Raw genomic sequence first — 26,272 nt, 5'->3', positions numbered from 1 at the left:
ATGAGATATTTAGCTTATTTTTTCATTTTTATTGTCACTGGGGCTAATATTTCATTCGCTCAGTGCTCTGGTGCGTTCATTGGAGGAAGTACCAATGTTTGTACTGGACAGTCAGTGACTTATTGGGTCACCGGAGCTTCCGGGTGTTCACTTGGGTATGTTGCTGGTGGGAATAATTCTTTTTCGGGTAATACTGTGACCTGGGGATCTACTCCCGGTACATACGGGATTGATTTTGCTTGCTCATGCGGCACCGTCTCTACCACAGTAACGGTTTCCTCCAGAGATGTGGCAGGTACGATTCAGAATATTTTTATCCAACCGAATGATAATAGTGCCCAACTTGTAGCCACTGGTGTGTCAGGGAGTGTTCAGCGGTGGGAATCTCGACCCCTGGGATCTTCGGATTCATGGCAAAGCATCAATACCACAAATACGGTACTCTCTGTAGCGAATGGCTTGAATATACAGCAGCCCAGGGAATATCGAATAGTGGTGGTCAATGCTTGTGGTGAAATAAAATACGCATATGGTACTGTGGAAATAGATTTTCAGGAATTTGTATTAATTGGAGACCTCTCGGTATGCTATGGAAACGCCACCACACTCACAGCTTATGAACCTACTTCTGTAGCGTATACCTGGGTAGACTTAAGTTCGGGGGTACTGCTCTCAGTTAACCCCACTTACACCACACCGAAAATCACACAATCTACCACCATCCGGGTAACGGCCTTTCGAGCTGATGGCACATATTATTCACAGGATGTACCTATTTCCGTGGGCAATCCAAATTACAGTATTCCTAACCAACCAACAGCTTATAGGAACAATAACGGTAGTATTACTCTAAATCCTCAGAATACCAATGACTCCAACTATGAGTACTTTTGGATGACTGATCCGAAATCTGAGGATGTCAGCATACCTGCAAACTTCTTAACTTTAGGAGAATCTGAATATGGCAAAACATATTACATCAGGTCAAGGAATGTCTACGGTGGATGCTTTAGTAAGGCAGTCTCCGTCCAAGTGCCTGATCTTTCCATTTATGACTTTACCAGCCAGATTGATTCGAAATTAAACAAGGTAATCACCTATAGTTACAAAACAGAAGCGGAGGTTGCCAACCTGAATGCGGCTAGTCCTGAGGATGTCGTGAAGACCATAGCGGGCTACGATGGCTTGGGAAGGCCTTTCCAAAATATCAATAAGAAGGCTTCTCCAAATGTTCGTGATATGGTACAGGTGCATGAGTATGACCAGGTGGGTCGAGAGATCCGCGGCTTTCTGCCTTATGAGTCATCTACGAATTCTGGAGCTATACAAAATGACCCCTTTCTTGACCTTCAGGAGTTCTACGAAAATCCCAATGAGGACATGGCTTCAAATGACTATCCATTTAGCTATACGGTATATGACAACTCCCCACTCAATAGGGTCAAGGCAACTGCCGCTTCAGGGAAATGGATGATTGGACAAGGCCGCGAAACAACCTTTACTCATCTTCCTTACAGTGCCACCGATAATCTTAAGCGCCTTACACTACTCAAAGTGGATTATATGGTCACAGTAGGTAATGCACTCGATAATGAGTGGTGGGTAACCAATACCTCAGATGAGGAGGGAAACCTCACAAAGGAGTACAAAGACTTTGGCGGTAACATAAGAGTGAAGGCGGTGCAGACTGAAAGCGGCTATGCGCTTACTTACTATGTATATGATGAGTATGATCAACTCGCATTGGTCATCCCTCCACAAGCCGTAAGCCTAATGAGTGGCTCCTGGGCAGAAGTCAACAATCAATCATTCAGAGATCAATGGTTTTTTCAGTACAAATACGATAAGAATAACCGAATGATTGAAAAAAAGGTACCCGGAGCTGATTGGGTGTATATGATCTATGATGAGCGCGATAGACTTGTACTCACTCAGGACGGAAACCAACGCTCTGTGACCAACACTGAAGTGATCAATGGCGTGACCAAAACCATCACCGAGTATAAGGGAACTAATTATCAGGTGATCAACAATGGTTCCTTAATTTTGTCCCCGTCATTCGAGTTTCAGGCACTAGGGACTTCCTTTTTTCATGCAAGTACTCAGAATATCCAGCCTACTCCTCAGTGGTCCTTCACCAAATATGATGAGTACAATCGTCCAATACTCACTGGTGTGATCGGTTTGTCAGAGAGTGTGGAAGATCTGAGAACTCTGGCGGAAGCAGCTTCTGACGAGATGTATGACGGATCCAGCGCATGCTATGGTTATACCAATTTGTCATTTCCACAAATACAGGCGACAGACGTGTATGCTGTAACATATTACGACACCTATGACTTTCTTTTAGATCTTTCATGGGGGCCGAACTTTGAGTATGCTGCCGGGCAGGTTCTCGCACCAGATCAGGTTACCGGAAGCATGAGTCGTGTTTTGGAAGAAGATATTTTCCTGAAGAGTGTTAGCTACTTTGATGCTAAATACCGACTGATCGCTTCGATATCAGATAATTATCTGGGGGAAGTAGATAGGGTTACCAATACCTATCGCAACGAGGTACATGACCGATTGGAAGAGATGGAGATTACCCACAATTTATCTGATCCTTTGGAGGTAGTAGCCTCAGAGACCTATGTTTATGACCACATGGATAGGCTCTTAAGGGTAGATCATCAGGTAGACGATGGAGGAGTGATCAGTCTGTCAAAACTCAACTATAATGCAATAGGTGAGATGGTACAGAAAGATTTACATTCAACCAGCCAAACGACATATGCCCAAAAGGTGGATTATAGATACAACGAGCGAGGCTGGCTCACCACCATCAATGGTGGTGCGGTCGTAAATGATCCACATGATTGGTTTGGAATGGAACTCCGATACGAAACAGCCGGTTTCTGGAACGGAAATATTGGAGAAATGAGCTGGGCCAGCGGTACGGTATCCGGCGGCCTGGAAAGCCAAAAGTATACATTCACCTATGATAAACTCAACCGACTCACCAGCGCCGTGTACAATACAGGTATGCCGGATGTCGGGCATTTTAGCGTAGGTAGCATATCCTATGACCTCAACGGAAACATCCTGGGACTTAGCAGATCAAGGGCCAATAGCCTCATTGACAACCTAACGTATACTTACGCAAATGGCAATCAGCTCCTGGCTGTGCAAGATGCTGTGGATGGAGCAAGCCTGACCGTAGAGGATGGCTTTGTGAACGGTGCTAGCATGACCACAGAATACTCCTATGATCATAACGGCAACATGATCAGCGACCAAAACAAAGGGATAGCCGAGATCAGTTACAATTACTTAAATCTGCCTCAGACCGTATCATTTTCAGATGGCAGGTGGGTGAAATATACCTATAGTAGTGGAGGCGTGAAGCTGCGAAAGGAAACCAACACTGGCTTGGAGATGGACTATGTGGGTGGATTTCAGTATACCAAGGATGTGGGTGAATCTGCATCTACTTTACAGTTTTTACAGCATACAGAAGGGCGATACCGCTTTGGAGGAGGAGGCTATGAGTACGACCTGAAAGATCACCTGGGAAATGTGAGGTCCACTTTCAGGCCCGGGGTGACTGAAGCTTCCTATGACATCACCGAGCCACTGGAGTTCAACTATGAGTATCACTTCACGGCTTACGAAAATCCATCCTTTGCTGGTGCTGCGAATAATACCTCCAACTTATTTTCTACCTACGTACGTTCTGCACCCACCAGCCTGCAGGTGGCGGGTGGGGGGGGCTTTACCCAGACCTACAGTGTAAAGAGTGGCGATGTGATAGACTTCACTGCCTGGTATGGCAATAGGTACTACAGTACAGACCGTGCTTACATGGAACTAAAAGTAGTGAACGGGGCTGGGCAGTCTACCATACTGGCCTCCCGGGAGGACTATCACAACCTCTACACCGCTACCCCCACTTATGCGGAGTGGACCACCAACGGCCTTACCGCACCCGATGATGGCACCCTGTATGTGAGCCTAAAATGTACCCAGGGGATGGCGTATTTTGATGACGTGAAGCTGGCCATTCACTCTGCCTCCACCACCACCCATTCCTATGTAGCGTCTGAGGTGATGCAGGTAGATGATTACTATCCCTTCGGGCTTACCTTTAACTCTTTCACATCGGGGACTGAAAACCTTTATAAGTTCGGAAATAAGGAAGAACAAAAGGAATGGGCAATGCTCGATTTTGATACTCGAATGTATGATGCGGCCTTGGGAAGGTTTAGCACAATTGACCCATTAACTGAAGCAATGGATAGTTGGACGCCATATCACTACACATTTAATAATCCGATAAGATTGAATGACCCAAGTGGAATGTTTCCTGACGATCCAAACGAGGGTGGTGGAAAAACAGGTGATCCAGCAAGGGATGTCAAGGACTATTTGAATATGTTTGAAAGGCAATTTGGTTTCATTCCATACATAGCTGGAAGTGCTAATGGCAATGGTGATAACGCGAATACTGGAGGAACCGATCCATGTAAGGATGGTAATTGCCTGGATGAGGTTGAGGTTTCAGGAAGTGCTTGGAATTGGGTTGATGAACTGGTTTATCGTTTGACAGAAGCCGGGGGCGGAATTGAGTTTTATAATTCATCTGGAGGACTTACAGGAGAACCTATCTTTCTGCAGAGAAAAGGAAAGGCGTCACATGCAATAATCGATCCTGCAGAGGGTTTAGTGGATTTCAGAGAAAACGGCAAAACCTTCAAATGGGATGGTAGAACCCCAATGCCAAATTCAACAGTTAAGCAATTAGCCGGATTTTTATCAGACGGTATATACTTATTTGAATTTGGAGGTAAAGTCACTGAAATTGTGATGGATCAGGCTACTGCAACCAAGGTTGTAAATGGCGTAGTGAAAAGTAGCTATCCCACTGGAAAATGGCACAATGTTCCGAACTTTGGAGATAGCATTGAGATGAATCCGCAGGAAAAAGGACGTCCGTATTACAGACATTTGAGGGATACATCTGATTATTTTGACGCAGATTCTGCATCTTATTATTTGAAGAATGGGAAATAGAAAATCTATTGTCATAATATTGATACTACTAGGTGTTTTGGCATGTTCAAAATATGAGATCAAGGAAGAGCATTATCCGAATGGTAATTTGTTAGCTAAGGGGGAGCTCAAGGATGATAAGCTACATGGCGTGTTCCAGGAATACTATGAAGAAGGTCAATTAAAGCGATCTCTAAACTATCAGAACGGGCTTCTTAATGGTAATGCAACTGATTACTATTCAAATGGTATGGTCAAAAGAAAATATGGCTACTCAAACGATACTCTTGAAGGGCCAGTAGAGATATTCTTTGATGATGGCAATTTGAACAAGACTTTCAAATATTTAAATGGAAAAATTGATGGAGATCTGATTGAGTATGATAGTTTGGGTAATTTGTACACAACCACAACTTATCAGGATGGTGTGAAGACTTGGTTTAAGGTTTACCACCCCAACGGGAAGTTGTTCATAGATGAAGAAAGAGAGGGTGAATTAAGAAATGGGAAATACACCGTTTACTTTGAAGATGGTACAATAGATGAGGTTGGAGAATATGAGGATGGTGATAGGATTGGGTGGTTTGTTAGGAATTATTCTAATGGTTCAATTAAGGATAGTGTGTTGTTTAAAGAAGGAAAGTGGCAAATAGCACATCAATATGACTCATTGGGGGAATACATTATATCAAAGAAGAATCTGGAGAATACCCCAAATCAGTGAAAATTAATAGTAGACAAAAGTATGAAGCCCACCCTGGCTTAAGTTTAGCGGAGCGTAACTTAAGCCTAAAAATAAGTGGTCAGTTTGTAACTGGCAAAATAAGGAGGATAGAAGCTTCAGTAATTGCAGCCAGAGGAAAAGGAAATCTTAATCAGGTTTAATAACCTGGTGAATGCCTTCAAAGTACACGATATCAGATCATAAGGCCCCCCACTTTATCACCTTTGCACTGTTCAATGGGTGGAATCCAGACCATTGTATAAAGATATAATTGTGGAGTCTTTACGGTATTGTCAAAACGAAAAGGGTTTGATCTTGTATGCATGGTGTGTGATGTCCAATCACGTTCATCTCATCGTTGCTGCTCAGGAAGGTGGCAATCTCTCTGAGATCCTGAGGGACTTTAAGAAATTTACCAGCAAGAAAATACTGAAAGAGATAGAGGAGAACTTGCAGGAGAGCAGGAAAAATTGGATGCTGTGGCTGTTTCGATCGGCAGGAGAGAAGAATAGCAATAATGTAAAGTATCAGTTTTGGCAGCAAGATAATCGGCCGGTTGAATTATCAACCAACGAGATGAAAGATCAACGATTGGACTATTTGCATAATAATGGATCAAGCAGAATTCCTGTGGGGAGATTGCATTAAAGATGGATGGTGAGGAAGTGATCTGAAACCTTAATATACCTCAATCTAATTGATTGGCTACTTACCCTTCATTTTCTTTGCTTGCCCCGAGCCGCGTAGGTCGGGCCGCTTAGGCAAAGAAAACAATTGGTTAGATGACAGAGGCACCAACCTAGCCGGTCGCACACAAAAAATCATTTTGACTCATAGTGTTTGGTTTTTTTTGGAAATTGTTGGAGTCAAAATGATTCACACTTGTCCCGGCCGGGCAAGGCTTGGATGTCCCGCCCGCCTTTACGTCCTTACTTTTCTGAATTCACAAGTGTATTAATCGGTTTTACAAAATATACTATATAGTGTTAACCCACACAAATATTGCTTGAGCCATAATAATCCGGTGACAGAGGGCCTGGTATACGAAGCTGAATATTATCCATACTCCAGTGCCATGGATTATGCTGGATCCAAAGGGCTACTCAATGTTGCGTTCCTGTAATCAGTCGGCTTCAGTTTCAAACTGAAGCCAGAGGAGGGTACCAGTCTCAGCCACTCATAAAGCTATTTTCAGAATGAAATATCGGGACTAACAGAGGAAGTTGAGCAATATCATCGTCTCTCTATGGATCAAATCATGCAAATAAATCGTTAATTTGTGAAAAAGCTTTTTGATATGAGTACAACACAGGCATTAAAACTGGAATTGATGGAGTGGCTGGCGACTGTTCATGATAAGTCATTGATCAAAGAACTTGCTAAGTGGAAAGAGGAGCATGAGCACATTAGTTTAGAACAGTACAACAAAGAATTGGACGATGCGGATCAAGCAATCGATAAAGAAGAATTTTATACCCAGGAGGAAGTTGAAGTGCGATCCAAGTCATGGTGAAAAAACCAATTGTGGTATGGAATAAAGGGGCGGAAGCTTCACTCAAAAACGCATACAAACGGATAAAAGAAGAATCCCTAAATAATGCGAAGAAAGTAAGGGATGAGATTTTAACGGAGACTAAGAAGCTGGCTGATCATCCCGAAATGTACCCACCTGATAAATTCAAGAATGATAACTCAGGGAACTACCGGGTTTTTGAAAAACATTCTTATCGGGTTGTTTATAGACATACGGATAAAGAGATCAGGATCTTAAGAGTTCGGCATGTCAAACAAGAACCCAAACAGTACTAACCCCACATAAGTCAATACCGCGGGATAGATTGCCTTGTCTAGACTAGATTGTTCCTTCTATTACTACAATTTTCCCATGTTTATATAATCTATTAGACGGCATAATTTTACCCCCATTTTTTGCTCTTAGGGTAACCTTTCCTTTATTGTACCAGAACAAATATTGGTAGGAGTCAAAAGTGAACGGAATTTGTAACCAGTTTTTTTTATCATTTGAGAGAAAGACTTGCACAGTTCCATTTTCCAAGATATCCAACATGATGTTTGCTTCCAGAACTTCAGCAACCCAAATTACAGTATCTGGCGTAGACCAAGTCACATCGTGAATTGTAATTTGAACATTTGCGTTCCCGTCGCGCCCATCAATTCCATCCTGTCCCGGAGAACCTGCTGGCGCAATTATTTCCGTAGTACAAGCATTCAAAGCCAACGCACCCGCAATACAAATAACCAAAAGAGTCTTCATAGTACAATATAAATTTTGTGAATGTAATTTGAATTTTCACCAAATGAAATTGAGGTTGATAAATAATTATTGTCTCTTAATACTGTCATAAACAACTTTATATACATAGCAATAGAGCTTTCTATATGATTGGGTTATTTAAAATGAATCAACGTTTTGAAACCACTGGAAGCATCAACTGGGACGGGGACTAGCTTCAGTACAGAGTACAGTTTTTTGTCTCAATTGTAACGCATATGTTATTCACAATGAAAGATTTGATTCGAATTGAGAATTTCCTTTATTTGTTTTGTTGGTCATATGTACCGGTGGTTGGTTATTGGATGAAATGAAGCCAGGTTGTTGAAGAAAGTAGTAGAGTTGATGTGTCATCTGATTGAGCTAGAGAAGCAAAATGGACGTCTAAAAGGAATAACCAAACTTAAAGCCATGTACGTGGGATGTCAGCAGGTCCCAGAATTAGAGTTTAGCATTTTATTATTAATAAAAACGAGAATTATTAGAAAAACAATCCGCTATGGTAAATCTATCAAGTATTAAAGGCCCAATTAGTTTAGTTTTTATCTGTGTCTTAGTCTCATTTGGAGAAGCGCAAATAATTACTGATACGGGCAGCAGAGTTGGAGTAGGAATTTCAAATCCAATTAGTCTAGTTCATATTAAAGAAAACTCAGCTGAGAAAGATAAGAATGCCGGGTTAACAGTAGAGCAAAGTGGATCTGGGAATGCTCTGGTTCAGTATTTGCGCACGGGAGAACAAAGGTGGGTGACAGGTATAGATGAATCAGTAAATAATAATTTTGTAATTGGTAGAGGACAAACCTGGCAACAGGGAAAAGACCTTATCATTGACATTAATGGTTATGTGGGAATTGGAACTGTGAATCCCATAGCTGCTTTGCATACAAAATCTGCTGCAGTTGGAACCTCAGTGGATGATATCAAAATAGGGGCAAAATTTGAAGTGGGAAGGCAAAAATTGGAATTTAAGTCAATAAGAACTGCTAACGGAACTGAATGGAAAAACACCACACTAAAGCTTCAGGCAATAATTGATAATACGAATCATCAATCTATTGATTTTGTTAATGACAATAATTACCTGGAGCATATTGATCTTTATACCGGAAATCAGAATTTCAGCACTCGATTTACTTACGATGGAAAGGTTGGAATTGGCACCACAATTCCTGACTCCAAGCTTACCGTTAAAGGGAATATTCACGCTAACGAAGTAAAAGTAGATCTATTAGTGCCAGGTCCAGACTATGTGTTTGATGAGGATTATGAACTATTATCCCTAAATGCAACTAAGAAGTATATCGCGGAAAATAGACACCTTCCAGAAATTCCATCTGCAATGACTATGGAAGAAAATGGAATTGATCTAGGTGATATGAATATCAAGCTTTTGAAAAAGATTGAGGAATTGACTCTCCATCTTATTGAACAAAATGAGCGGGTTGAAAAACTTGAAAAACAAATTTCCGCCTTGCAAAACAAAAATACATCTGGGGACTGAAGGACCCTTTACTGGCTTAAGTTTAACACAGCATAACTTCAGTCAGTTTGTAACTGACTTAATTGGCATTGAAGCCTTACCAGTTAAGTAAGGCTACCGCATGAAAAGTCAGACTTTGCACTAGACCAGTAAATAATCACTCATTGGCATCTGAGTTCAGCTCCGGAAATATCGTAAGGTTACGGATCATCTTCACTAAATTGGAGTTGCTCAATGATTAAACCAATGCGGTTTTTCCTAAATTTGACGAAAGTCCAAACAAATCTATGAGTAAACTGAATCAAAAGCGGCTGGCGGCATTTACCCTATCTGAATTACTGGTAGTGTTAGTGATCATTGGGATATTGGTTTTATTGGCCCTGCCTTCCCTGATGCCACTTATTACCCGTACCAGGTCTATTGAAGCCAAGCAGGCCCTCAAGCATGTGCATACCCTGCAAAAGACTTATTACTATGAGTACTCCCGGTTTAGCGACAACCTGGATCAGATTGGGTTTGAGCAGGAGGGACTGGTGAGTGAGGAAGCAGGAAATGCCAACTACCTGATAGAAATCATAGAGGCTACACCCACTACGTACGTGGCCAGAGCCACTGCGCAGGTGGATTTTGATGGGGATGGCGTGATGAATATTTGGGAAATCGATCAGGATGGAAACATGCTAGAGACCCAAAAGGACTGATGTATGTGATTTTATTTCTGCTTTACACCTGTTGCTCATTGATGATTTTTTGGCAGGATTTGAAAAGCAGAAGCATTCATCTTTATCTGATCCTTTTTTTTGCGTTGCTGCCAGTATTCTTTCATTTCTTGGTTCGTCCCATTGATCCTTCCAGTGTTGTTTTTAATTGGGTTTTCCTTGCTGTGGCCATAGGTTTGTCTATGTTGGTGATTCGCTGGCGCAATCACCTGAGTTTCTCAGGCATGTTTGGACTAGGGGATGTTTTATATCTGATGATCGTGTCTGTTTATTTTGATTTTCCGGATTTTGTCATTTGGCTGAACATCGGGCTGATGGCTGCATTAGGTATTCATTTGATGGCCAAACGCTTTTCAGAAAAGTACAAAAAGAGGAATTTGATTCCGCTTGCGGGGTTTTTGACCCCTATATTTACCGTTGCTTTATATATTGATATTCATGTTGGACCAGTCAGCGCCTATTTCTTCTAATCTGATCAATGAGCTTTCAACTTCGATTGCCTGGAAATATCGGGTTTTTCCGAGGGCAGCTGAAGGGAAGCGGTTGGTGCTGTGTTCCGACGCTCCGGACTTAGATGTGTTGACCCGACAGCTTTCGGTGATCACAGGAAAGGAAATACACATAGAGCATGCGGATAAGGAATGGATAGATAGTCAACTCACTAAATATTACCTTAGATCAAAGGGAGATTCCATCCGCTCACTAAACGTAAATTCCGATGACTTTATTGGTGAAATGATCTCGGAAGCCAACGAGCTTGGGTGCAGTGATATTCATATAGAAAAATATCAGGATCGGTCCAGGATCAGAATGCGGTTGGACGGTAAGCTGGTCGAGCGCTATGAGCTCAAAAAGGAGAAATATCATGAGTACATCAATAAGATCAAGATCATCAGCAACCTGGACATTGCAGAAAAGCGATTGCCTCAGGATGGGCGTATTCTGATTAAAAATGCAAAAGGCCAATACGATATCCGGGTTTCGGTACTCCCCACATTGTTTGGAGAGAAGGTGGTACTGAGATTACTTTCCAGTGATGCTTCCAATCTGGATATACGACAGCTTGGCCTTAATCCCGATCAGTTAAAACTTTTTCTGGCGTCCATTTCCCGACCACAGGGCATGGTGCTCATCAGTGGACCAACAGGATCCGGCAAAACCACCACGCTATATGGTGCACTCAAGTACCTCAATGTGTCTACTACGAATATCCTCACCATAGAAGATCCCATCGAGTACACGCTCGATGGAATTAATCAGGTGCAATTGAATGAGAAGGTGGGTTTGGATTTCGCTACCACGCTGAGAACATTTTTGCGGCAAGATCCGGATATCATTATGGTGGGTGAGATTAGGGATGTGGATACAGCCAAGATAGCGATCAGGGCAGCTATGACCGGTCATTTGGTCATGTCCACATTACATACCAATTCGGCCATTGGGATTATCTCCCGGCTCATGGAGATGGGCATCCCGGAGTACCTCATCGCAGACACCTTGAATGTGGCTGTGGCCCAGCGACTATTGCGAAGGTTATGTCCCACCTGCAAGGCCAGGGAATCAGATTTGTCCCACTTACCAGAAATTTTGAAGAATTCGCAAATAGATTGTTATTTTACCCCTGTGGGATGTAGTGAGTGTCATGGAACCGGCTACAAAGGGCGGAAAGCCATTTACGAAATGGTCAACATCACGGAGTTCAATAAGGAATTGATTTTTTCAAAACCGGATCAATACAAACCCGAAAATGGCAGCCTGATGACCAGCGCAATTGAACAATTTGAGCAGGGGGAAACCTCTCTGGAGGAAATTTTTACGTACTTACTTTGAGCAAATCACTTATATTTTATATTCTCATCTTGTTTGCCGTCTACTTAGGGAAGGCGCAAGGCACGGTTGGTCTTGCAGAGCGGCTTGATACCCTGAGTAAGGAAGTACCCGGACTTACCGAAAAGGTGGATTTTACACTGGTTGACGCCCCCTTGTCGGAGTTGCTCAGGGCGGTAGCAGAAACGCATCAACTGAACGTGAACCTGGGCAATATCCCGCAGATAGCGATCACCAACAACTTCAATGATGTGTTGGTAAAGGATTTATTGCTGTTTATCTGTGATGAATACCATCTGCAAATCAAATTCACCAACAATATTTTCTCCTTTTATCAGGAGAAACTTCCTGAAGTACCAAAGGTGATTGCAGTGTTAGACTCAAGTCAGCAGCTCTTGTCGATTAATGCTCACAATGATCTTCTGGGAGTAGTAGCGCAAGAAATAACACTCCAATCAGGATATAACCTCATCGTTAATCAGTCAGTTGCTAACCAACCCGTGAATGCGTTTATCAACAACTTGCCCATTGCTCAGGCCATTGAAAACTTTGCTGAGGCCAATAACCTTAAATTAATAAAGAGAGCGGATAGGGTCTATCAAATATCCAGTCCGATCCCCGTCCCATCCGAGAGTGGTAGAGGGGGGAGCCAATTGAGTGGGGCAGGAACACGCGGAAGCTCTGATCTCAAATTCACCACATATTACAAACATGGGCGTCCTTTTATGTCTGTAACCTGCAACCAGACCCCAGCATCCGATCTCATCAGACAGGTAAGTGAGCAGCTGAATATTAATTATATCATGCTTGGTACCACTCAGGGGCTGATTAATTGCTATCTTGATTCTGTGGCCTTCGAGGATTTTCTCGGTATCGCTATGGAGTCCTCCAGTCAGAGCTATTCGATTACTGAAAATGGCATTTACCTAATTGGAGAAACCGAAAAAGGAATTTTGAATGAAGCAAGGGTATATTCCTTTAAGAATCGTTCAGTTCAGGGTGTGGAGGAGATTATCCCTCAACCTCTATTGAAACAGGTGCTGGTCAAACCATTTAATGACCTCAATGCATTGATTCTCACAGGTAGTGAACAGGCCACCAATAAGCTTTTGAATTTCCTGAAAGACATAGATCGATCGGTTCCTAATGTACTGATAGAAGTTATGGTGGTAGAGGTGCGCAAAGGGAGCTCTTTGAGGACGGGTATAAAGGCATTTCTGGCTGACTCGGTTCCGACTACCCAGGGTCAGATTTTTTCGGGAGTGGATCTGACGGTTAGCTCAGCCACCTTCAATCGCGTCCTTAACAATTTGGATAGCCGTGGAATTATGAATTTAGGAAGAGTCACACCCAGCTTCTATGCGACAATTGAAGCAATGGAAGCCAACAACAATATCAATATTCGATCCACTCCAAAATTATCAACACTCAACGGGCATGAAGCTAGCCTTACTATTGGTCAATCGGTTTATTATCTGATTGAGACCCAGAACGTCACCGGGGGCGTAAATCCCATTGTTACAGTCACTCCAAAATATGAAAAAGTAGAAGCCAATCTGGATTTGAAAATCAATCCGTTTGTGAGTGATATGGAAGATGTCACCTTGAGCATAGAAGCTGAATTCAGCGACTTCATTCCGCCCGAAGCGAAAGGTGCGCCACCTGGAAACTCAACACGGAAATTTATTTCTAAAATCAGGGTGAAAAATGAAGAGATGGTAGTCATAGGTGGGCTAGAAGAAGCCAGCAGGTCAGAGAGCGGCAGTGGTGTTCCTTTATTGTCGCGCATACCTATCATTAAATGGCTTTTTAGCTCAAGGTCCAAAGACAATATCGATAATAAACTATTAATTTTCATCAAGCCAACTGTTGTGTACTAATGGGTTTTGGTGTGTTTGATCGGTTCTTTATTCAAGAGTGCTTGGGCATTGGTATTATTAGGTACGCTGATGGATTAAGCTTTCATGGTCTTCTGGTGAGTAGGGATTCTCGTGGAGAAATCCATTTTAAAGATGAACTTTCTGGCCTTGACGCCATAGTAGAATTTATTAAGAAGAGGCCCACACTTGCGGTCTCTTTGGCCATCTATTCCGATGACGTTCTGTTTGGAGTACATCTCACTGACATAGAGGAAGACAACATTTACTCGATTCTCGGAGATGAAGTTTTTCATGGTGAATTGGATGATTTTTTGGTCACCTTTCGTGGAGAATTGTATGCCTTTGCCAGAAAGAGAGAAATTAAGGAAATTTTACAGTCAATGGAGGGTTTTGGAGATCAGATTATTGGATTGAATCTGGGGCCAGTAAATGAACTTCTGATGGCCCGCTATAAGCAAGAAAAGGAGGGCGAGATACTGCAGGTGGGTTGTTTTCAGTTTGACCTGGGGTTGTCACCTTTTACAGTGGAAGTCAGGCCACCTCAGGATATGACGTTAGACAACCGGATAATTGAGAGGGTTTACGTTCCGGCATTTTGTGCAGCGTTAAATGCCTTAACCGGATCAGTTAAGTTGGTTGGAGCTTCCGAGATTAACTCCAGTATCAGGGACTTGCCTTTCAAACGATTCTACTTAAATGCCCGTTTACCCATCCTTATTACGCTGCTTCTTTTGTTTCTGTGTAACGCTCTGTTTTTCGTATACTTAAACGATCGAAATCTGGAATTTAGGGATCATTCAGCGATGATACAGGGCTTGGCAGGGAAACAGGGGGCTTTGCAAAAATATGTTGATCAGAATAAAGAATTGATTGAAGGAAGGTCTGAGTTGCATGTTGCCGCCCTTTGTGACATGATCGGTAGCTCAGTTCCCCGAGCCATTGAGCTAGATAGGATTGCGATTAGACCACGGCAGACAAAGAAGAAGGACCCTGAACAAAGGATGATCGAGGTAGTCATCGAAGGACAAGCAGGTGACCCCACAGATTACGCAAGGTGGGTAGATAATGTCAGACAAATGAGTTGGGTGAGCTCAGTGGCCTATCAACAATACAATCGATCCGATGAGGACATGACCAAAGGGAATTTCAGACTCATACTTCTCAGGAATGTGGAATAGTTTACTTTTCAGAAATAAAGTCTACCTGCTACTGGCTTCAACTGCCCTGATCTGTTTTTTGGGTTATTTTTGGTCTTTCAAGAAGACCTATGAGCTTTATCAGGAGAATGAATACCTGAATGGACTAACCCTCAAAGGGGAGCATCAGTTGATCGATGAGATAAAGGTTCTGGGACGACAAAAAGCTGTAGTTGATTCATTGAAACTCAGGATAATAAAGGGATCATCCGCAGAGATTTTTTCTGTACTGGTAAAAGATGCGGAGCGTCTAAACCTCAGGGTAATGTCGATTGATAAATTTAATGAGAAGGACGTTCAGCGCTATGAATGCATTTTTTCAGGTCTGTATGTGAACATGGTTAAATTCATCCGATTGATGGAAAATGATTTCAAAACAGTTACATTAGAAACTGTGGAATTTCACAAGGAGTTCAATCGAAAGACCAATAAGTCAGAACTAAAGTTGAAATTAATTTTGATAGAAAAAAATGGCCAGTTCTAATTGTATTTGTATTCTATTGATTGGTTTGCTTCTTTTTAGCTGTGGGGAAGTTTTGGAGAGAGATATCTCTGAAGAGCCTGTGATCCTCATGGCCCCGGGAGATAGCGCAGTAGTGACGACCAATTCGGTCACCTTCTGGTGGGAGCCGGTGGATGGAGCCAGATCTTATGAGTTTCACCTGGTTAGCCCGTCGTTTGAAACAGCACAGTCTCTTGTTGCTGACAGTGTTTCCTCATCTACGAGACTTACCTATCAACTCAACCAAGGGGATTATCAGTGGGAAGTGCGGGCGTTTAATGCAGGGTACGCTACCGATTATTTTTATAGCAGTTTCAAATTGGATACACTTCAGCAAACAGATATTTCGTCGTTGGCGATGACAATCAGGTACCCAACTGACGGATCGGCGGTTGTAGGGAAGACCGTTACACTATGGTGGGAGCATGTCAGCGGTGCTACAGGGTATGATCTGAGACTGGTGAGTCCTTCATTTATCGATTTGCAACAAGTACACTTAGATACAATGATTCAGACCAATAAAGTAGAACTGGAAATCCCATCAGGCAGTTATGAATGGGAATTGAGAGGCCGAAATGATGTTTACTTTACAGGGTGGTCGAGACAGTTTTTCACCCTGGACTCTGTGAAGGTGAAAGATCTTAGTGAAACGGAGATCAGTCAGATATTACCCAATGGTAGCTTGGTAATCGGAGATACCGTAGATTTCTGGTGGGAGCCACTTGAGGGTGCAGTAGAGTATGAGCTGAGAGTTGTCAGCCCAAATTTCGAGGATCCAGAGGAGGTTCATTTGGACACCACCCTTACATCTAATGAGGTAAGGTTAATATTGGATCCATCGGCGTACGAATGGCGGGTGCGGGGCAAAAATAGGATATCTCAATCCATCTGGACCTATGGTGGATTCACGTTAGATGCTGATGTTGATATCTCCGATCGGAAAGTGAAGCTTCTGGCTCCTGCCGACGGTTTGACCACCAATACCAAGGAACTTATTTTCTGGTGGGAGGAATTGAAAGATGCAGACGCGTATGAGTTTGTTCTGGTGACACCATCTTTTGACAGTGCTACAGTTTTATTGATGGAGCAGGAGATTTTCGACAGCCAGCTTCAAGTGATCCTCGATAGTGGGAATTATGAATGGGGGATCAGGGCTCGAAACAAGGCCTATAAAACAGACCTTACAATTAGAAAACTATTTATTCGCGGCGATTGAAGGATAAAAAGAAACAATGGTTATTGTTGGGCCTGGTATTTACCATCTGGAGTGTGGTTGTAGTCAGATTTGTCAATTTTTCGCCAGATTCGGACGAAACCCTTTTACCAATTAGGGTACGTTCGGCGGGTCTTACTGAGGAGAGTTCTCAGAGCTATCGGTTCAAGCTGAATTATGCCGATCCCTTTTTGAAGGAAGAAGAACAAGCCAAACCACCCCAGGAAGAAGTAGCCATAAAAAATGTGGAAATAGCCCAGGCATTCGCGGTGAAATATAAAGGAATGGTTTCAGGGCATGGGAGTGCAGCAGGAATCATCATGCTGAACAACAAATCCATTATCATCAAAGAAGGAGATACAATCGATGAATATAGAATACTTGATGTGGCGCGTTACGAACTCCGAATCCTTCACATTTCATTGGATAGTACGCTCACTATTAGATCCTCCAACTGATTTTTACGATAGCCCTTTGGGTGATTTTTTTAAAAATTAAGTTGCTTTATTTGTAACTTTTATGTTTTTTGGCCTCCGAAAAATTAGCCATAACTCCGTTAGGAGATAGTTCACCGACCACATGACCTTTCGATCCATCCTTTACCTTTTAGTTTTTGTTGTATTTATTCAAGTATCAGCGCAGGAATTAAGCCAATTAGATAAGATTGGAGTAGCTCCTGAAATGCCACCTTCACCTGAAGCAGCCTCCCTTGGCACTTATGGTAATCATGAGGTGGATATGGCCTATGGAACACCCAGGATAAGTATTCCTCTTTTTGAGGTGCGTAGCGGGGCGCTTTCCGTACCGGTTTCACTTTCCTATAATGCCGGTGGAAATAAAGTAGCTGATGAGGGCTCCTGGGTTGGACTGGGTTGGGCCTTGAATGCCTCTGGTGTTGTTTCCCGGACAGTGAGAGGAGCAGTGGACGAACGTATTACATACAATATTCAGCACGATGATGAATGGTTTGTAAGCGATCCTAGCTTTAGCGAATTGCAATCAGCCGCCGCTGGGAGTATTGAAACTCAGGCGGATCTCTTTTCTTTCAACTTTCCAGGATACTCTGGCACCTTTTATTTTGGCTCTGGAGGAGTTCCTCTCCTCATTCCCTATCAGCCCCTGGAAATCACTCCCACTTATCAGTCAGGTCATTTGGTGAAGTTTGTAATCGAGACACCAGATAGGATCATTTATACCTTTTCGGATTCTGAGTCTCAAAAGCCTGAGGTGGCTGAGGGAGCTTCCGGTGAAGCATACGTCTCCAGTTGGTACCTCACAAGTATCGTTCATCCCAATTCCGACAGAATCGATTTTACTTATGAAACCCTGGCCGATAAGATTACCAGGCCCGTTAATATTCATTCAATAAATTATAAAGCTGAGTATAACAATTACGGACAGGATGGTTTGCAAAGCCAGGCATACAGTACGAGGGTTGTAGGGCCCAAACGCATTAAGAAAATCGATTTTGCAGGGGGCCATGCCGAAATTCACCCTGCAGGGATAGATGTTTTTAATGATAATCAAAGCCCAGCTGAGCTTTGCTATGACATAAATTTCACCATCAATACGTTTGCTAAATCATCGGAATGTTCCACTTCAGGAGTGAGCAATTGTGACAGAAAGAAACTCACACAGGTTTCGATCAACGACCAGGAATACTCATTTACCTACAACTCCATCCCACAACCACCTTACAACACTTTCGACAAAGATCATTGGGGCTATTATAATGGTGCAGACAATAGCTCTCCTATCCCAGATGTCAGGTGGGGAACTCAGACGCTAGGGGGCGGAGCGGATAGAGAGGTGAATGAGACTTTTGCTAAGTTTGGAATCCTCGAGCGTGTCGATTACCCCACTGGCGGATATTCATTATATACCTACGAATCCAATCGGGTGTCAGATGTAAACTGGTCAGAAGGTGGCCAGCGGGTTGAATTTGATGCTTCCTTTGTGAAGAAACTTTCACATGATGGGAATGGCGTAGATACGCAGGAAAATTACGACTGGCCAATACCTGTTTTACTCGACGATCCTCAAGGTGCAGGAGGTACGGGTTCTCCGACTGTTCGCTGGTATCCAGAGCTGGAGATTAAATTAGAATATGCTGTACTGAAGGGGTATACTTTACCAAAGACACCCAAGTTTATCTTTACGGTGAATGGAAGTGATCTGGTCAATACCAATTATAATACCTATGATTTTATAGATGATGTAAATGATCCGACCTATGACATCAGGTATAAAACCTTTCATGAAACTTTTGGTGCGGCTAGCTATACGGATGATGAAAAGGATGGAACGGTGTTTATGTTAACCTCTGGTGACTATAATGGTTCAGGACCTCAGAATTATGTGAAGGCAACCATCACTCGCACCGGCTATTATTATGAGAAGCCTACGGAAGGTTCTGCCATCCTGGTGGGCGGCCTGCGCATTCAGGCGATCAAGAATTATGACAAGGGAGGTGCACTTTTGTCAAAGAAAACTTACAAATATGTCATTCCGGATGAGGAGTTGCCATCCAACTTAAAAGGTGCAACAGTGCAATCTGGTGAGCTGCTGGACGGAAGACTCGAAGACGCTACTGATAAGTCGGCCTACTACAGCTACTATGGGATGGTGGAGAGATCTTACAATGAACTTTGTGAAGAACTTGAATATCCGAACCGTGTGATTGTGCACGACAACCCTTCGTCAAGGTTTAGCACGGGAACACCCGTAGGGTATGAATACGTCACCGAATATACTGAAAGTACAAAAAGTGGAGGCCCACTGGGAAGAACCGTCAATAAGTATTACATGATTCCCGATGTGTTTTCAGGTTATATTGCACGTCCTGAGTTTGGTGATCACCCGCAGGTACCATCCATCAGCCGCAGCCATCAGCGTGGGCAACTTACCAATAGCTGGATATATGATGCGGAAGGTAGTCTTCAGCGTGAGGTGAGTTACCAATATGCTTCATGGGGCACCTCCAGAACCCTGAATGGTGCCGTGGTAATGAAAAACAGAGCGTACGACCCATCACAGGATGGATGTGGCCAGCCAGGTGAAGACATGCTGAGATTCTTATATGCTACTTACAATGTTGGAGAATTATCCAGGAGTAGAATCACTAAAAAAACGACCATTGAACATTTCGCTCTTAATGAGTCTGATACGACCATAGAGGACTACTTATATACATCGGATGACACCTATCGGTTGCTAAAATCGGTTAAAACGACGAAAGGGACCCAGATTTACCAAAAGGAATATACCTATGAATATGAGTTGGGAGGACCGGGGATACCTACCAATATGCGAGAAAACCGGGTTAGGTTGGGAGAGGACGTTATAGCAGCCAAGCGAATGGACTACCTCCTTTCATTGCCACAGCGGGTTTATCAGTGGCGCGGCGCTGAGCCCGATGGGGGTTTTTCGAATTTTGATGGTGTTAATTCGGATGATGGATATCCTGGAGAGCCGGACATAGTGGTAGATTATGTGAATTACAAACCACGCGTGGTTCATGATGAAAGCGGCCTGAGTACGGTTTATCTGTGGAACAATACCAGTCAACTTCTTGCGACTATTTCCAATTGCGACGCATCCAATAAAGTGGCTTTCTATGATTTTGGATGTCCCCCCACGAATTTCTATAGTGTAGGCAGTCACATAGATGACAATCCGTTTACTGGCGGATGGTCCTATGGCCTGGCGTATGGAGATTTGATTTCAAAAGACCTGGCAAAAGGTAAATACATCGTTGAGTACTGGGAAGACCAGTCGTTTACCACCAACACCCAGGTTACCTCTACCTCTTCGGGCGGAGCACAAGTCACCATGACCTTTGTAGATGACCCGCCATATGGTACCTGGAGTAGAAAATTTGGAATTCTGGACTGGAGCCACCTGGCCGAAGGGGCGACTTTCAATGTGCGCCTTTCGGGTAATTCGCATATCGATGTGGTACGTATCTATCCTTATGACGCAGCTTTTACCAACTATATACAACATGTATTTTACGGTACAGAATCGATGATTGGCCCTGACGGCTCGGTGATAAACTACCAGTATGACTCCAATGGACGGCTCAAGGAAGTGAAGGATCAGGAAGGTTACCACCTTCAGAATTATGATTATAACCTAATTGGTAACTGATATGCGCCAGACTATCTACACTCGATTTATCCTATTGCTGCTGGTTTTAGTGCCATTGAGAGGGATTTTTGCACAGACCACCACCAAAAATTTTGTAGCCAAGTACACGGCCCGAACAGAGCAAACTACTGCCTTAACAGGGAATGTCAATGAAAATGAGGTCATCGCGGAATTCTCATACTTTGATGGGCTTGGTCGACCCATTCAGACCCTTATCAGGAAGGGATCCGGCTCATTGGTTCCAAAGGATGTGGTCATGGGAAAACTGTATGATAACTACGGGAGGCCTGATAAGCAACCACTGGGGTATGAGGCTTCAACCACTGACGGTAGTTTTCAGACAGATTTCACCTTGGATTTGGAGGGGTTTTATGCAGATCCTCCAGAAGCAGTTAGCAACAATACCTATCCCTATACCAAACAGACTTTCGACAACTCCCCACTACAGCGGGTACTGGAACAGTCTTCTCCCGGAGAGACCTGGAAACCTTCTGCTGAAGGCGGTACCCACGTGGTGAGGTATGAATATGGCGTGAATGATGAAGGTGGACATGAAGTGGTCAAGCTGGAGGTAGACCTTACATCAGATCAACAGATCACGAAATCCATTTATCCCATCAGTGAATTGAGATTTACGAGGACCACAGATGAAAATGGGAATACTTCTACTATTTACACCAACCTGAATGGTCAGGTTGTCTGCAAGCAGCTGACCTCTGAGTATGGTGATGTCCGAACACTTTACGCATATGATCAGTTTGGCTTGCTGACCATGGTTGTCCCTCCAGAGGCGGTCCGATTGATGGTGGCAGCTGGACATTGGTCCATGCTCAATGATTCAACGTTTAGAGATCAATGGCTGTTTACGTACAGGTATGACAGTCGGCGAAGAATGATTGCGAAAAAAGTGCCCGGTGCTGGTGAGGTTTTCATGATCTACGACAAATTTAATCGCCTGGTGCTTACCCAGGATGCCAATATGCGAGCCAATGACATAGTGACAGGTGACCTGATCCTGAACTCATACGATAGGAGTACCTATTTGATCGGTGAGGGCGGGTCCGTGACCATCAAACCCAACTTTACTACCGCAGGGCATGGTTCGCTTTTGGTGAGTACTGATCCTGCTAAGGTCAATGCCAATAAATGGATGTTTACCAAATATGACGGCCAAAACCGGCCGGTCATCACCGGTGCATTGTACACTGAAGACGGATATGAGGAAATGCTTGCAGCAGTGGAAGCGCACGAGAATCTCCCGGAGATGTATGATGGCTCGGGTGATTTCTACGGGTATACCAACACGGCTTTCCCGGATGCCAGTACTCCTGGGGAGGTAGAGGTGTACACTGTCTCCTATTATGATTCATACGAGTTTCTGGAGGACCTGTCCTGGCCGACAGAGTATGCATATGCCGGGGGCAGACCACAAGCCAGGGGGCATCAGACAGGCAGTTTGATCAAGACACTGGGAACCAGTGATTTCCTTTATTCCAGCACCTGGTATGATGCCCGCTACCGGATGAAGGCCGCCATCAGCCAGCATCACCTGAATGGCTACAATAAGGTGATCAATACCTACCAGAACAAGGTTTCCTCACTGCTATCTGGCACGGTCACCACCCATGAGAGCAATGGCAATACCACCACCATCACAGAGGGATTTACTTATGATCACATGGACAGGTTGCTGAGTCATACCCATCAGATCAATGGTCAGACTCCTGTGACCCTGGTGGCCAATGACTATAACGCCATAGGTGAACTGATAGAGAAAAACCTGGGTGGCAGCGCACAGTCCGTGGACTATCGCTACAACGAGCGGGGTTGGCTGACAACCATTAATGGGGGTACTTTCGATCATGATGACGGTAACGATAAGTTTGGATTAGAGCTGAAGTACGATGACAGTCCTGCCGGCCATGAGCAGTACAATGGTAACATTGGGCGCATACTTTGGAAAAGTCTGGATCAGCAACCTACCACTTTTGATGATCTTCAGTATTATGATTTTACCTATGATGGTTTGAACAGGCTGAAGCAGGCGGAGCACAGTTCGGTTAACCCTGGCTATTCAGATCAGTATACCGTATCTGGCGATGATAACGGGATCAGGTATGACCTGAATGGCAACATTAAGAAACTGACCAGAAAGTATCAGGGCACCCTGGAAGACAATCTGACCTATGAATATCTCGGAAATCAACTGACCAGTGTGGGGGATAGTGCGAGTAATGCGCTCTTCGATGAAGAAGACAGCGAAGGCAATCTGGCCAATGAATATCGCTATGACGCCAATGGCAACATGACTAGCGATGCGAACAAGGGAATTTCCAACATCAGCTATAATTATCTGAACCTACCCGAGGAGGTGGTCGTTCCTGAGGGTACGATCTATTATACCTACAATGCCCTGGGTGTAAAACTGCGCAAGTTCTTTGACAAAACCAGCGGTGCTGACGAGACCACCGACTATGTGGGTGGCATTCAGTATAATAGCGAAGCCCTTGATTTCATCCGGCACGGGGAGGGCCGGGCGCGCAAGAGTGGCGCCAGCTTTGCGTATGAGTACAACCTTACCGACCACCTGGGCAACGTGCGGGTGACTGTAGACGATGGAGGAAATGTAATCCAGCGGGATGATTATTACCCTTTCGGTGGCACGTTTAATAGCTATACTTCTGGGGATAAAAACCTTTATCTCTACCAATCTAAAGAAGAACAAGAGGAACTGGCCACCTACGATTTTGAAGCCAGAATGTACGATCAGTGGTTAGGACGAACTTGGCAAATTGATCCTCACTCAGAAAACTTCTACGCTTGGTCAACATATAGTTGGGCAGGTAATAATCCTATTTCTATGATAGATCCAACAGGTATGGATTGGTACTCTTCATATGATAAAGATGGTAACGTAACATCAACCATGTGGAGAGAAGGAAGCGATGAGATTGAAGGTTACACCAATATTGGTTCATCTCACTCATACCGCCAAGGAGATGTGACTTACACATATGATCAAAATAATCTTTCCACTATGGAAGAACATGTTTTAGATGAAGGGGATTTTGTTACCGATCAAGTTTATGATGAAAATGGAAAGAGGACATTACAATGTTTCGATGCTTCTTCTCAAATGGTAGCAAAATCGAGTGCAGAAGCTTTAAAAGGGGGTACACCTGGGCCTTGGTTTTCAGGTATACAGGTATCAACTGAAAAAGCGACTGAAAAAGGCTATAGTATCGAGAAACATGGTGATGCAAATAATGCGATGAGCTATCTTGATTCGGAAATCGATAATGGGAAATCTGTTTTAATTGGGATTGATTATAAAAAAGGACAGTCCTCAAAAACAGGTGACGGAGTTACAGATCATTGGGTAGCAATTTCTTCGAGAATAACCAATCTTTCTACAGGTAGTAAATCCTATCGATTTTATGATCCTGGAACTAAATGGTCGTCTAAAGGAACTGCTTCTTCAAATAATTTCGTAAAAAATAGTTCGGGGTTCTTCACGAGCAAAAATTATTCGGGTAAGGTTTATACATTGACACAAGTCAGAAAAAACAAAGTCAACTTGCCATGAAATTAACTTCGAAGATTAAATTGACCATATTAGGTTTATTGATATCAATTGCAGCTATGTCATGTAATGGGTGCAAACCGACAAATGAGAAGCTTTTCAGTGAATATTTAGGGAATTTTGAAAAAGGTGTATTGCCGTTGGTAATAAATAAAAAAAACCTCTTTTCATTTTACAGAATGATTTATGATGAATCTTCGGGTGAACATAAGAAAAATAGATTTGCAGATATAACTAGTCAGTTTTTCAATTTTGTTCAATCATACAATGATTTTTATGACTATCGTTACTTTTTAAAGTATGAGATAAATGATGAATTGATTGCCGTAATTGTAATTAAAGATCATAAGGAAGACAGTGATGAACAAGAATTTTGGTTTGAGTTAATAGTTTATAATTATGCAGGAGAGATTCAGTCAAGAGTAACTATTGCTGGCTATTTGTTTGATCAAATCGAACAATTTGTGTTAATAAATGAAAATTTTGATATACTGTCATATAGTTATCAATTGCTTGAGGGCCCAGATAAGACCAATTACAACATGTACGCCAGAGAAACAAAAGTGAAATATACTATTGATAGATTAGGCAAAATTGAAGTTGATAGTAATGTTACTGAATCTTATTTTACTGATGATGGTAATTGGTATAAGTCTATGTGAGTTTTAATCCCCTAGCTGGCGCGAGCGTGTCGCTCGTGTCCAAGAAAAGAAAGTATAGCAAGCCCTTGCAGCGATGTGAGGGCTTTTTTATGAATAAGCCTTTTGAGTTTTGTAGTCCCTGATCACCGAATCGATCACCGAAAAGAGCTTGTCTTTGAACTCAGGCTCCATGCTCTCAATCTCCTGCATACGCTGAACCATCTTTCTATCAAAAGAAGCGTTCTGCCCTTCGCCCACTAAGAAATCAAGGGAAACCCCGAAAGCGTCAGCGATCTTCTTGGCCGCCCCTCCCTGGCTTAAGTTTAGCGCAGCTTACTTAAGCCTAAAAATAAGTGGTCAGTTTGTAACTGGCAAAATAAGAAGGATAAAAAAGTAAGCTTCAGTAAATGCGGCCTGAGGAAAAGGAGAAATTAATCAGGTTTAATAACTTGGTGAATGCCCTCAAAGTGCACCATATCAGATCATCAGGCACTTATGCTGGATCCAAAGGGCTACTCAATGTTGCGTTCCTGTAATCAGTCGGCTTCAGTTTCAAACTGATGCCAGAGGAGGGTTTTTGCATATACCCATTTGAAGTGCGTTGTATTCAACTGAATGCGTTGGTTTTTAGAAAAAAAAAACCGATTTTGGTGACGTTTTTTAGTCCAACGTCCTAACCGCATGATGACCTTATTTTTTTCGCGCAGAAAGTGCGCCATTTGCTGTAGTCTTTTTTTTCGCAGCGCTTCCAGATTTATCCTATTCCTTGCTTGTTTTCTCAGCCTGATAGCCGGGAGTACCATCTCCAGTGCCCAGAGCAACGACCATTATGCGAATGCGATTGTTTTACCGAGTCAGGTAGGATTTTGCTCTGGCGAAGGCCAGTATAATAACCTCGGGGCCACACCAGACAAGAATCGCCCTTCGGGTTGGCCGAGTGGTCCGTACTCGAACGTGTGGTATAAGTTTCAGGCCACGGCGAATTCAGTGAAGGTTGATTTGAAAGTGGGAGGCACAGAGGGGACGTTAAG

The 26,272-nt window shown here is 43.2% G+C and carries 19 protein-coding genes; 18 read left to right on the top strand and 1 reads right to left on the bottom strand.

Translation table 11 applies throughout. The features are described 5' to 3' along the window. The 5 genes from RIH33_RS20840 (at position 1) to RIH33_RS20820 (ending at position 7,564) form a co-directional block, all read left to right on the top strand. Entirely contained in the window at positions 1–5,052 is a 5,052-nt protein-coding gene (locus RIH33_RS20840; RefSeq protein WP_406650661.1) for a DUF6443 domain-containing protein, read from the top strand. After that, the gene (locus tag RIH33_RS20835; RefSeq protein ID WP_406650660.1) at positions 5,042–5,755 is read left to right on the top strand and encodes a hypothetical protein; all 714 of its coding nucleotides are present in this window, start codon (positions 5,042–5,044) and stop codon (positions 5,753–5,755) included. Before RIH33_RS20840 ends, RIH33_RS20835 begins: the two co-directional genes overlap by 11 nt. Positions 5,756–6,064: 309 nt before the next feature. Then, on the top strand, positions 6,065–6,403 hold the full coding sequence (locus RIH33_RS20830; protein ID WP_406650659.1) for a transposase: 339 nt from the start codon (positions 6,065–6,067) through the stop codon (positions 6,401–6,403). A 631-nt stretch (positions 6,404–7,034) separates the two neighbouring features. Further along, positions 7,035–7,268, top strand: coding sequence for a hypothetical protein (locus RIH33_RS20825; protein WP_406650658.1), 234 nt, complete (start codon positions 7,035–7,037; stop codon positions 7,266–7,268). After that, entirely contained in the window at positions 7,262–7,564 is a 303-nt protein-coding gene (locus tag RIH33_RS20820) for a type II toxin-antitoxin system RelE/ParE family toxin (protein ID WP_406650657.1), read from the top strand. Before RIH33_RS20825 ends, RIH33_RS20820 begins: the two co-directional genes overlap by 7 nt. Positions 7,565–7,607: 43 nt before the next feature. Here RIH33_RS20820 and RIH33_RS20815 read toward each other — a convergent pair whose 3' ends face one another. Beyond that, a complete protein-coding gene (locus RIH33_RS20815; protein WP_406650656.1) occupies positions 7,608–8,030 on the bottom strand; it encodes a hypothetical protein in 423 nt (140 codons plus the stop codon). A 517-nt stretch (positions 8,031–8,547) separates the two neighbouring features. On the opposite strand from RIH33_RS20815, the gene RIH33_RS20810 reads away from it, so the two are divergent. From RIH33_RS20810 to RIH33_RS20750, 13 genes are all read left to right on the top strand, one after another. Beyond that, the gene (locus tag RIH33_RS20810; RefSeq protein ID WP_406650655.1) at positions 8,548–9,552 is read left to right on the top strand and encodes a hypothetical protein; all 1,005 of its coding nucleotides are present in this window, start codon (positions 8,548–8,550) and stop codon (positions 9,550–9,552) included. A gap of 266 nt (positions 9,553–9,818) precedes the next feature. After that, complete coding sequence (locus tag RIH33_RS20805; RefSeq protein ID WP_406650654.1) at positions 9,819–10,232, top strand: type IV pilin protein; 414 nt, start codon at positions 9,819–9,821, stop codon at positions 10,230–10,232. Positions 10,233–10,273: 41 nt separating this feature from the next. Continuing rightward, positions 10,274–10,720 (top strand): hypothetical protein, encoded by a 447-nt coding sequence (locus tag RIH33_RS20800; RefSeq protein WP_406658728.1) that lies wholly within the window; start codon positions 10,274–10,276, stop codon positions 10,718–10,720. Continuing rightward, complete coding sequence (locus RIH33_RS20795) at positions 10,689–12,080, top strand: GspE/PulE family protein (protein ID WP_406650652.1); 1,392 nt, start codon at positions 10,689–10,691, stop codon at positions 12,078–12,080. The genes RIH33_RS20800 and RIH33_RS20795 overlap by 32 nt, the downstream gene beginning before the upstream one ends. After that, entirely contained in the window at positions 12,077–13,957 is a 1,881-nt protein-coding gene (locus tag RIH33_RS20790) for a type II secretion system protein GspD (RefSeq protein WP_406650651.1), read from the top strand. The genes RIH33_RS20795 and RIH33_RS20790 overlap by 4 nt, the downstream gene beginning before the upstream one ends. A gap of 95 nt (positions 13,958–14,052) precedes the next feature. Then, a complete protein-coding gene (locus RIH33_RS20785) occupies positions 14,053–15,135 on the top strand; it encodes a hypothetical protein (protein ID WP_406650650.1) in 1,083 nt (360 codons plus the stop codon). Next, positions 15,125–15,637 carry a hypothetical protein gene (locus tag RIH33_RS20780; RefSeq protein WP_406650649.1) on the top strand — a complete coding sequence of 171 codons (513 nt, stop codon included), beginning with the start codon at positions 15,125–15,127 and terminating at the stop codon, positions 15,635–15,637. The genes RIH33_RS20785 and RIH33_RS20780 overlap by 11 nt, the downstream gene beginning before the upstream one ends. A gap of 52 nt (positions 15,638–15,689) precedes the next feature. Next, a complete protein-coding gene (locus RIH33_RS20775) occupies positions 15,690–16,871 on the top strand; it encodes a hypothetical protein (protein ID WP_406650648.1) in 1,182 nt (393 codons plus the stop codon). After that, positions 16,868–17,326, top strand: coding sequence for a hypothetical protein (locus tag RIH33_RS20770; protein ID WP_406650647.1), 459 nt, complete (start codon positions 16,868–16,870; stop codon positions 17,324–17,326). Before RIH33_RS20775 ends, RIH33_RS20770 begins: the two co-directional genes overlap by 4 nt. Positions 17,327–17,549: 223 nt before the next feature. After that, positions 17,550–21,017 carry a hypothetical protein gene (locus RIH33_RS20765; protein WP_406650646.1) on the top strand — a complete coding sequence of 1,156 codons (3,468 nt, stop codon included), beginning with the start codon at positions 17,550–17,552 and terminating at the stop codon, positions 21,015–21,017. Position 21,018: 1 nt separating this feature from the next. Further along, positions 21,019–24,603, top strand: a complete 3,585-nt coding sequence (locus RIH33_RS20760; RefSeq protein WP_406650645.1) for a DUF6443 domain-containing protein — start codon at positions 21,019–21,021, stop codon at positions 24,601–24,603. Then, complete coding sequence (locus RIH33_RS20755; protein WP_406650644.1) at positions 24,600–25,262, top strand: hypothetical protein; 663 nt, start codon at positions 24,600–24,602, stop codon at positions 25,260–25,262. Before RIH33_RS20760 ends, RIH33_RS20755 begins: the two co-directional genes overlap by 4 nt. Before the next feature lie 660 nt (positions 25,263–25,922). Further along, a partial coding sequence (locus RIH33_RS20750; protein WP_406658727.1) for a hypothetical protein occupies positions 25,923–26,272 on the top strand: 350 nt, incomplete at its 3' end.

Source organism: Marinoscillum sp. (assembly GCF_040222955.1).
Taxonomy (GTDB): domain Bacteria; phylum Bacteroidota; class Bacteroidia; order Cytophagales; family Cyclobacteriaceae; genus Marinoscillum.
This window is presented reverse-complemented; position numbering and strand designations above follow the sequence as displayed.

Bases quoted from the DNA above. Each gene is read 5' to 3' on its own strand.
- RIH33_RS20840 (WP_406650661.1), top strand. From the start codon at position 1: ATGAGATATTTAGCTTATTTTTTCATTTTTATTGTCACTGGGGCTAAT.
- RIH33_RS20835 (WP_406650660.1), top strand. From the start codon at position 5,042: ATGGGAAATAGAAAATCTATTGTCATAATATTGATACTACTAGGTGTT.
- RIH33_RS20820 (WP_406650657.1), top strand. From the start codon at position 7,262: ATGGTGAAAAAACCAATTGTGGTATGGAATAAAGGGGCGGAAGCTTCA.
- RIH33_RS20815 (WP_406650656.1), bottom strand. From the start codon at position 8,030: ATGAAGACTCTTTTGGTTATTTGTATTGCGGGTGCGTTGGCTTTGAAT.
- RIH33_RS20810 (WP_406650655.1), top strand. From the start codon at position 8,548: ATGGTAAATCTATCAAGTATTAAAGGCCCAATTAGTTTAGTTTTTATC.
- RIH33_RS20805 (WP_406650654.1), top strand. From the start codon at position 9,819: ATGAGTAAACTGAATCAAAAGCGGCTGGCGGCATTTACCCTATCTGAA.
- RIH33_RS20800 (WP_406658728.1), top strand. From the start codon at position 10,274: ATGATTTTTTGGCAGGATTTGAAAAGCAGAAGCATTCATCTTTATCTG.
- RIH33_RS20795 (WP_406650652.1), top strand. From the start codon at position 10,689: ATGTTGGACCAGTCAGCGCCTATTTCTTCTAATCTGATCAATGAGCTT.
- RIH33_RS20780 (WP_406650649.1), top strand. From the start codon at position 15,125: ATGTGGAATAGTTTACTTTTCAGAAATAAAGTCTACCTGCTACTGGCT.
- RIH33_RS20765 (WP_406650646.1), top strand. From the start codon at position 17,550: ATGCCACCTTCACCTGAAGCAGCCTCCCTTGGCACTTATGGTAATCAT.
- RIH33_RS20760 (WP_406650645.1), top strand. From the start codon at position 21,019: ATGCGCCAGACTATCTACACTCGATTTATCCTATTGCTGCTGGTTTTA.
- RIH33_RS20755 (WP_406650644.1), top strand. From the start codon at position 24,600: ATGAAATTAACTTCGAAGATTAAATTGACCATATTAGGTTTATTGATA.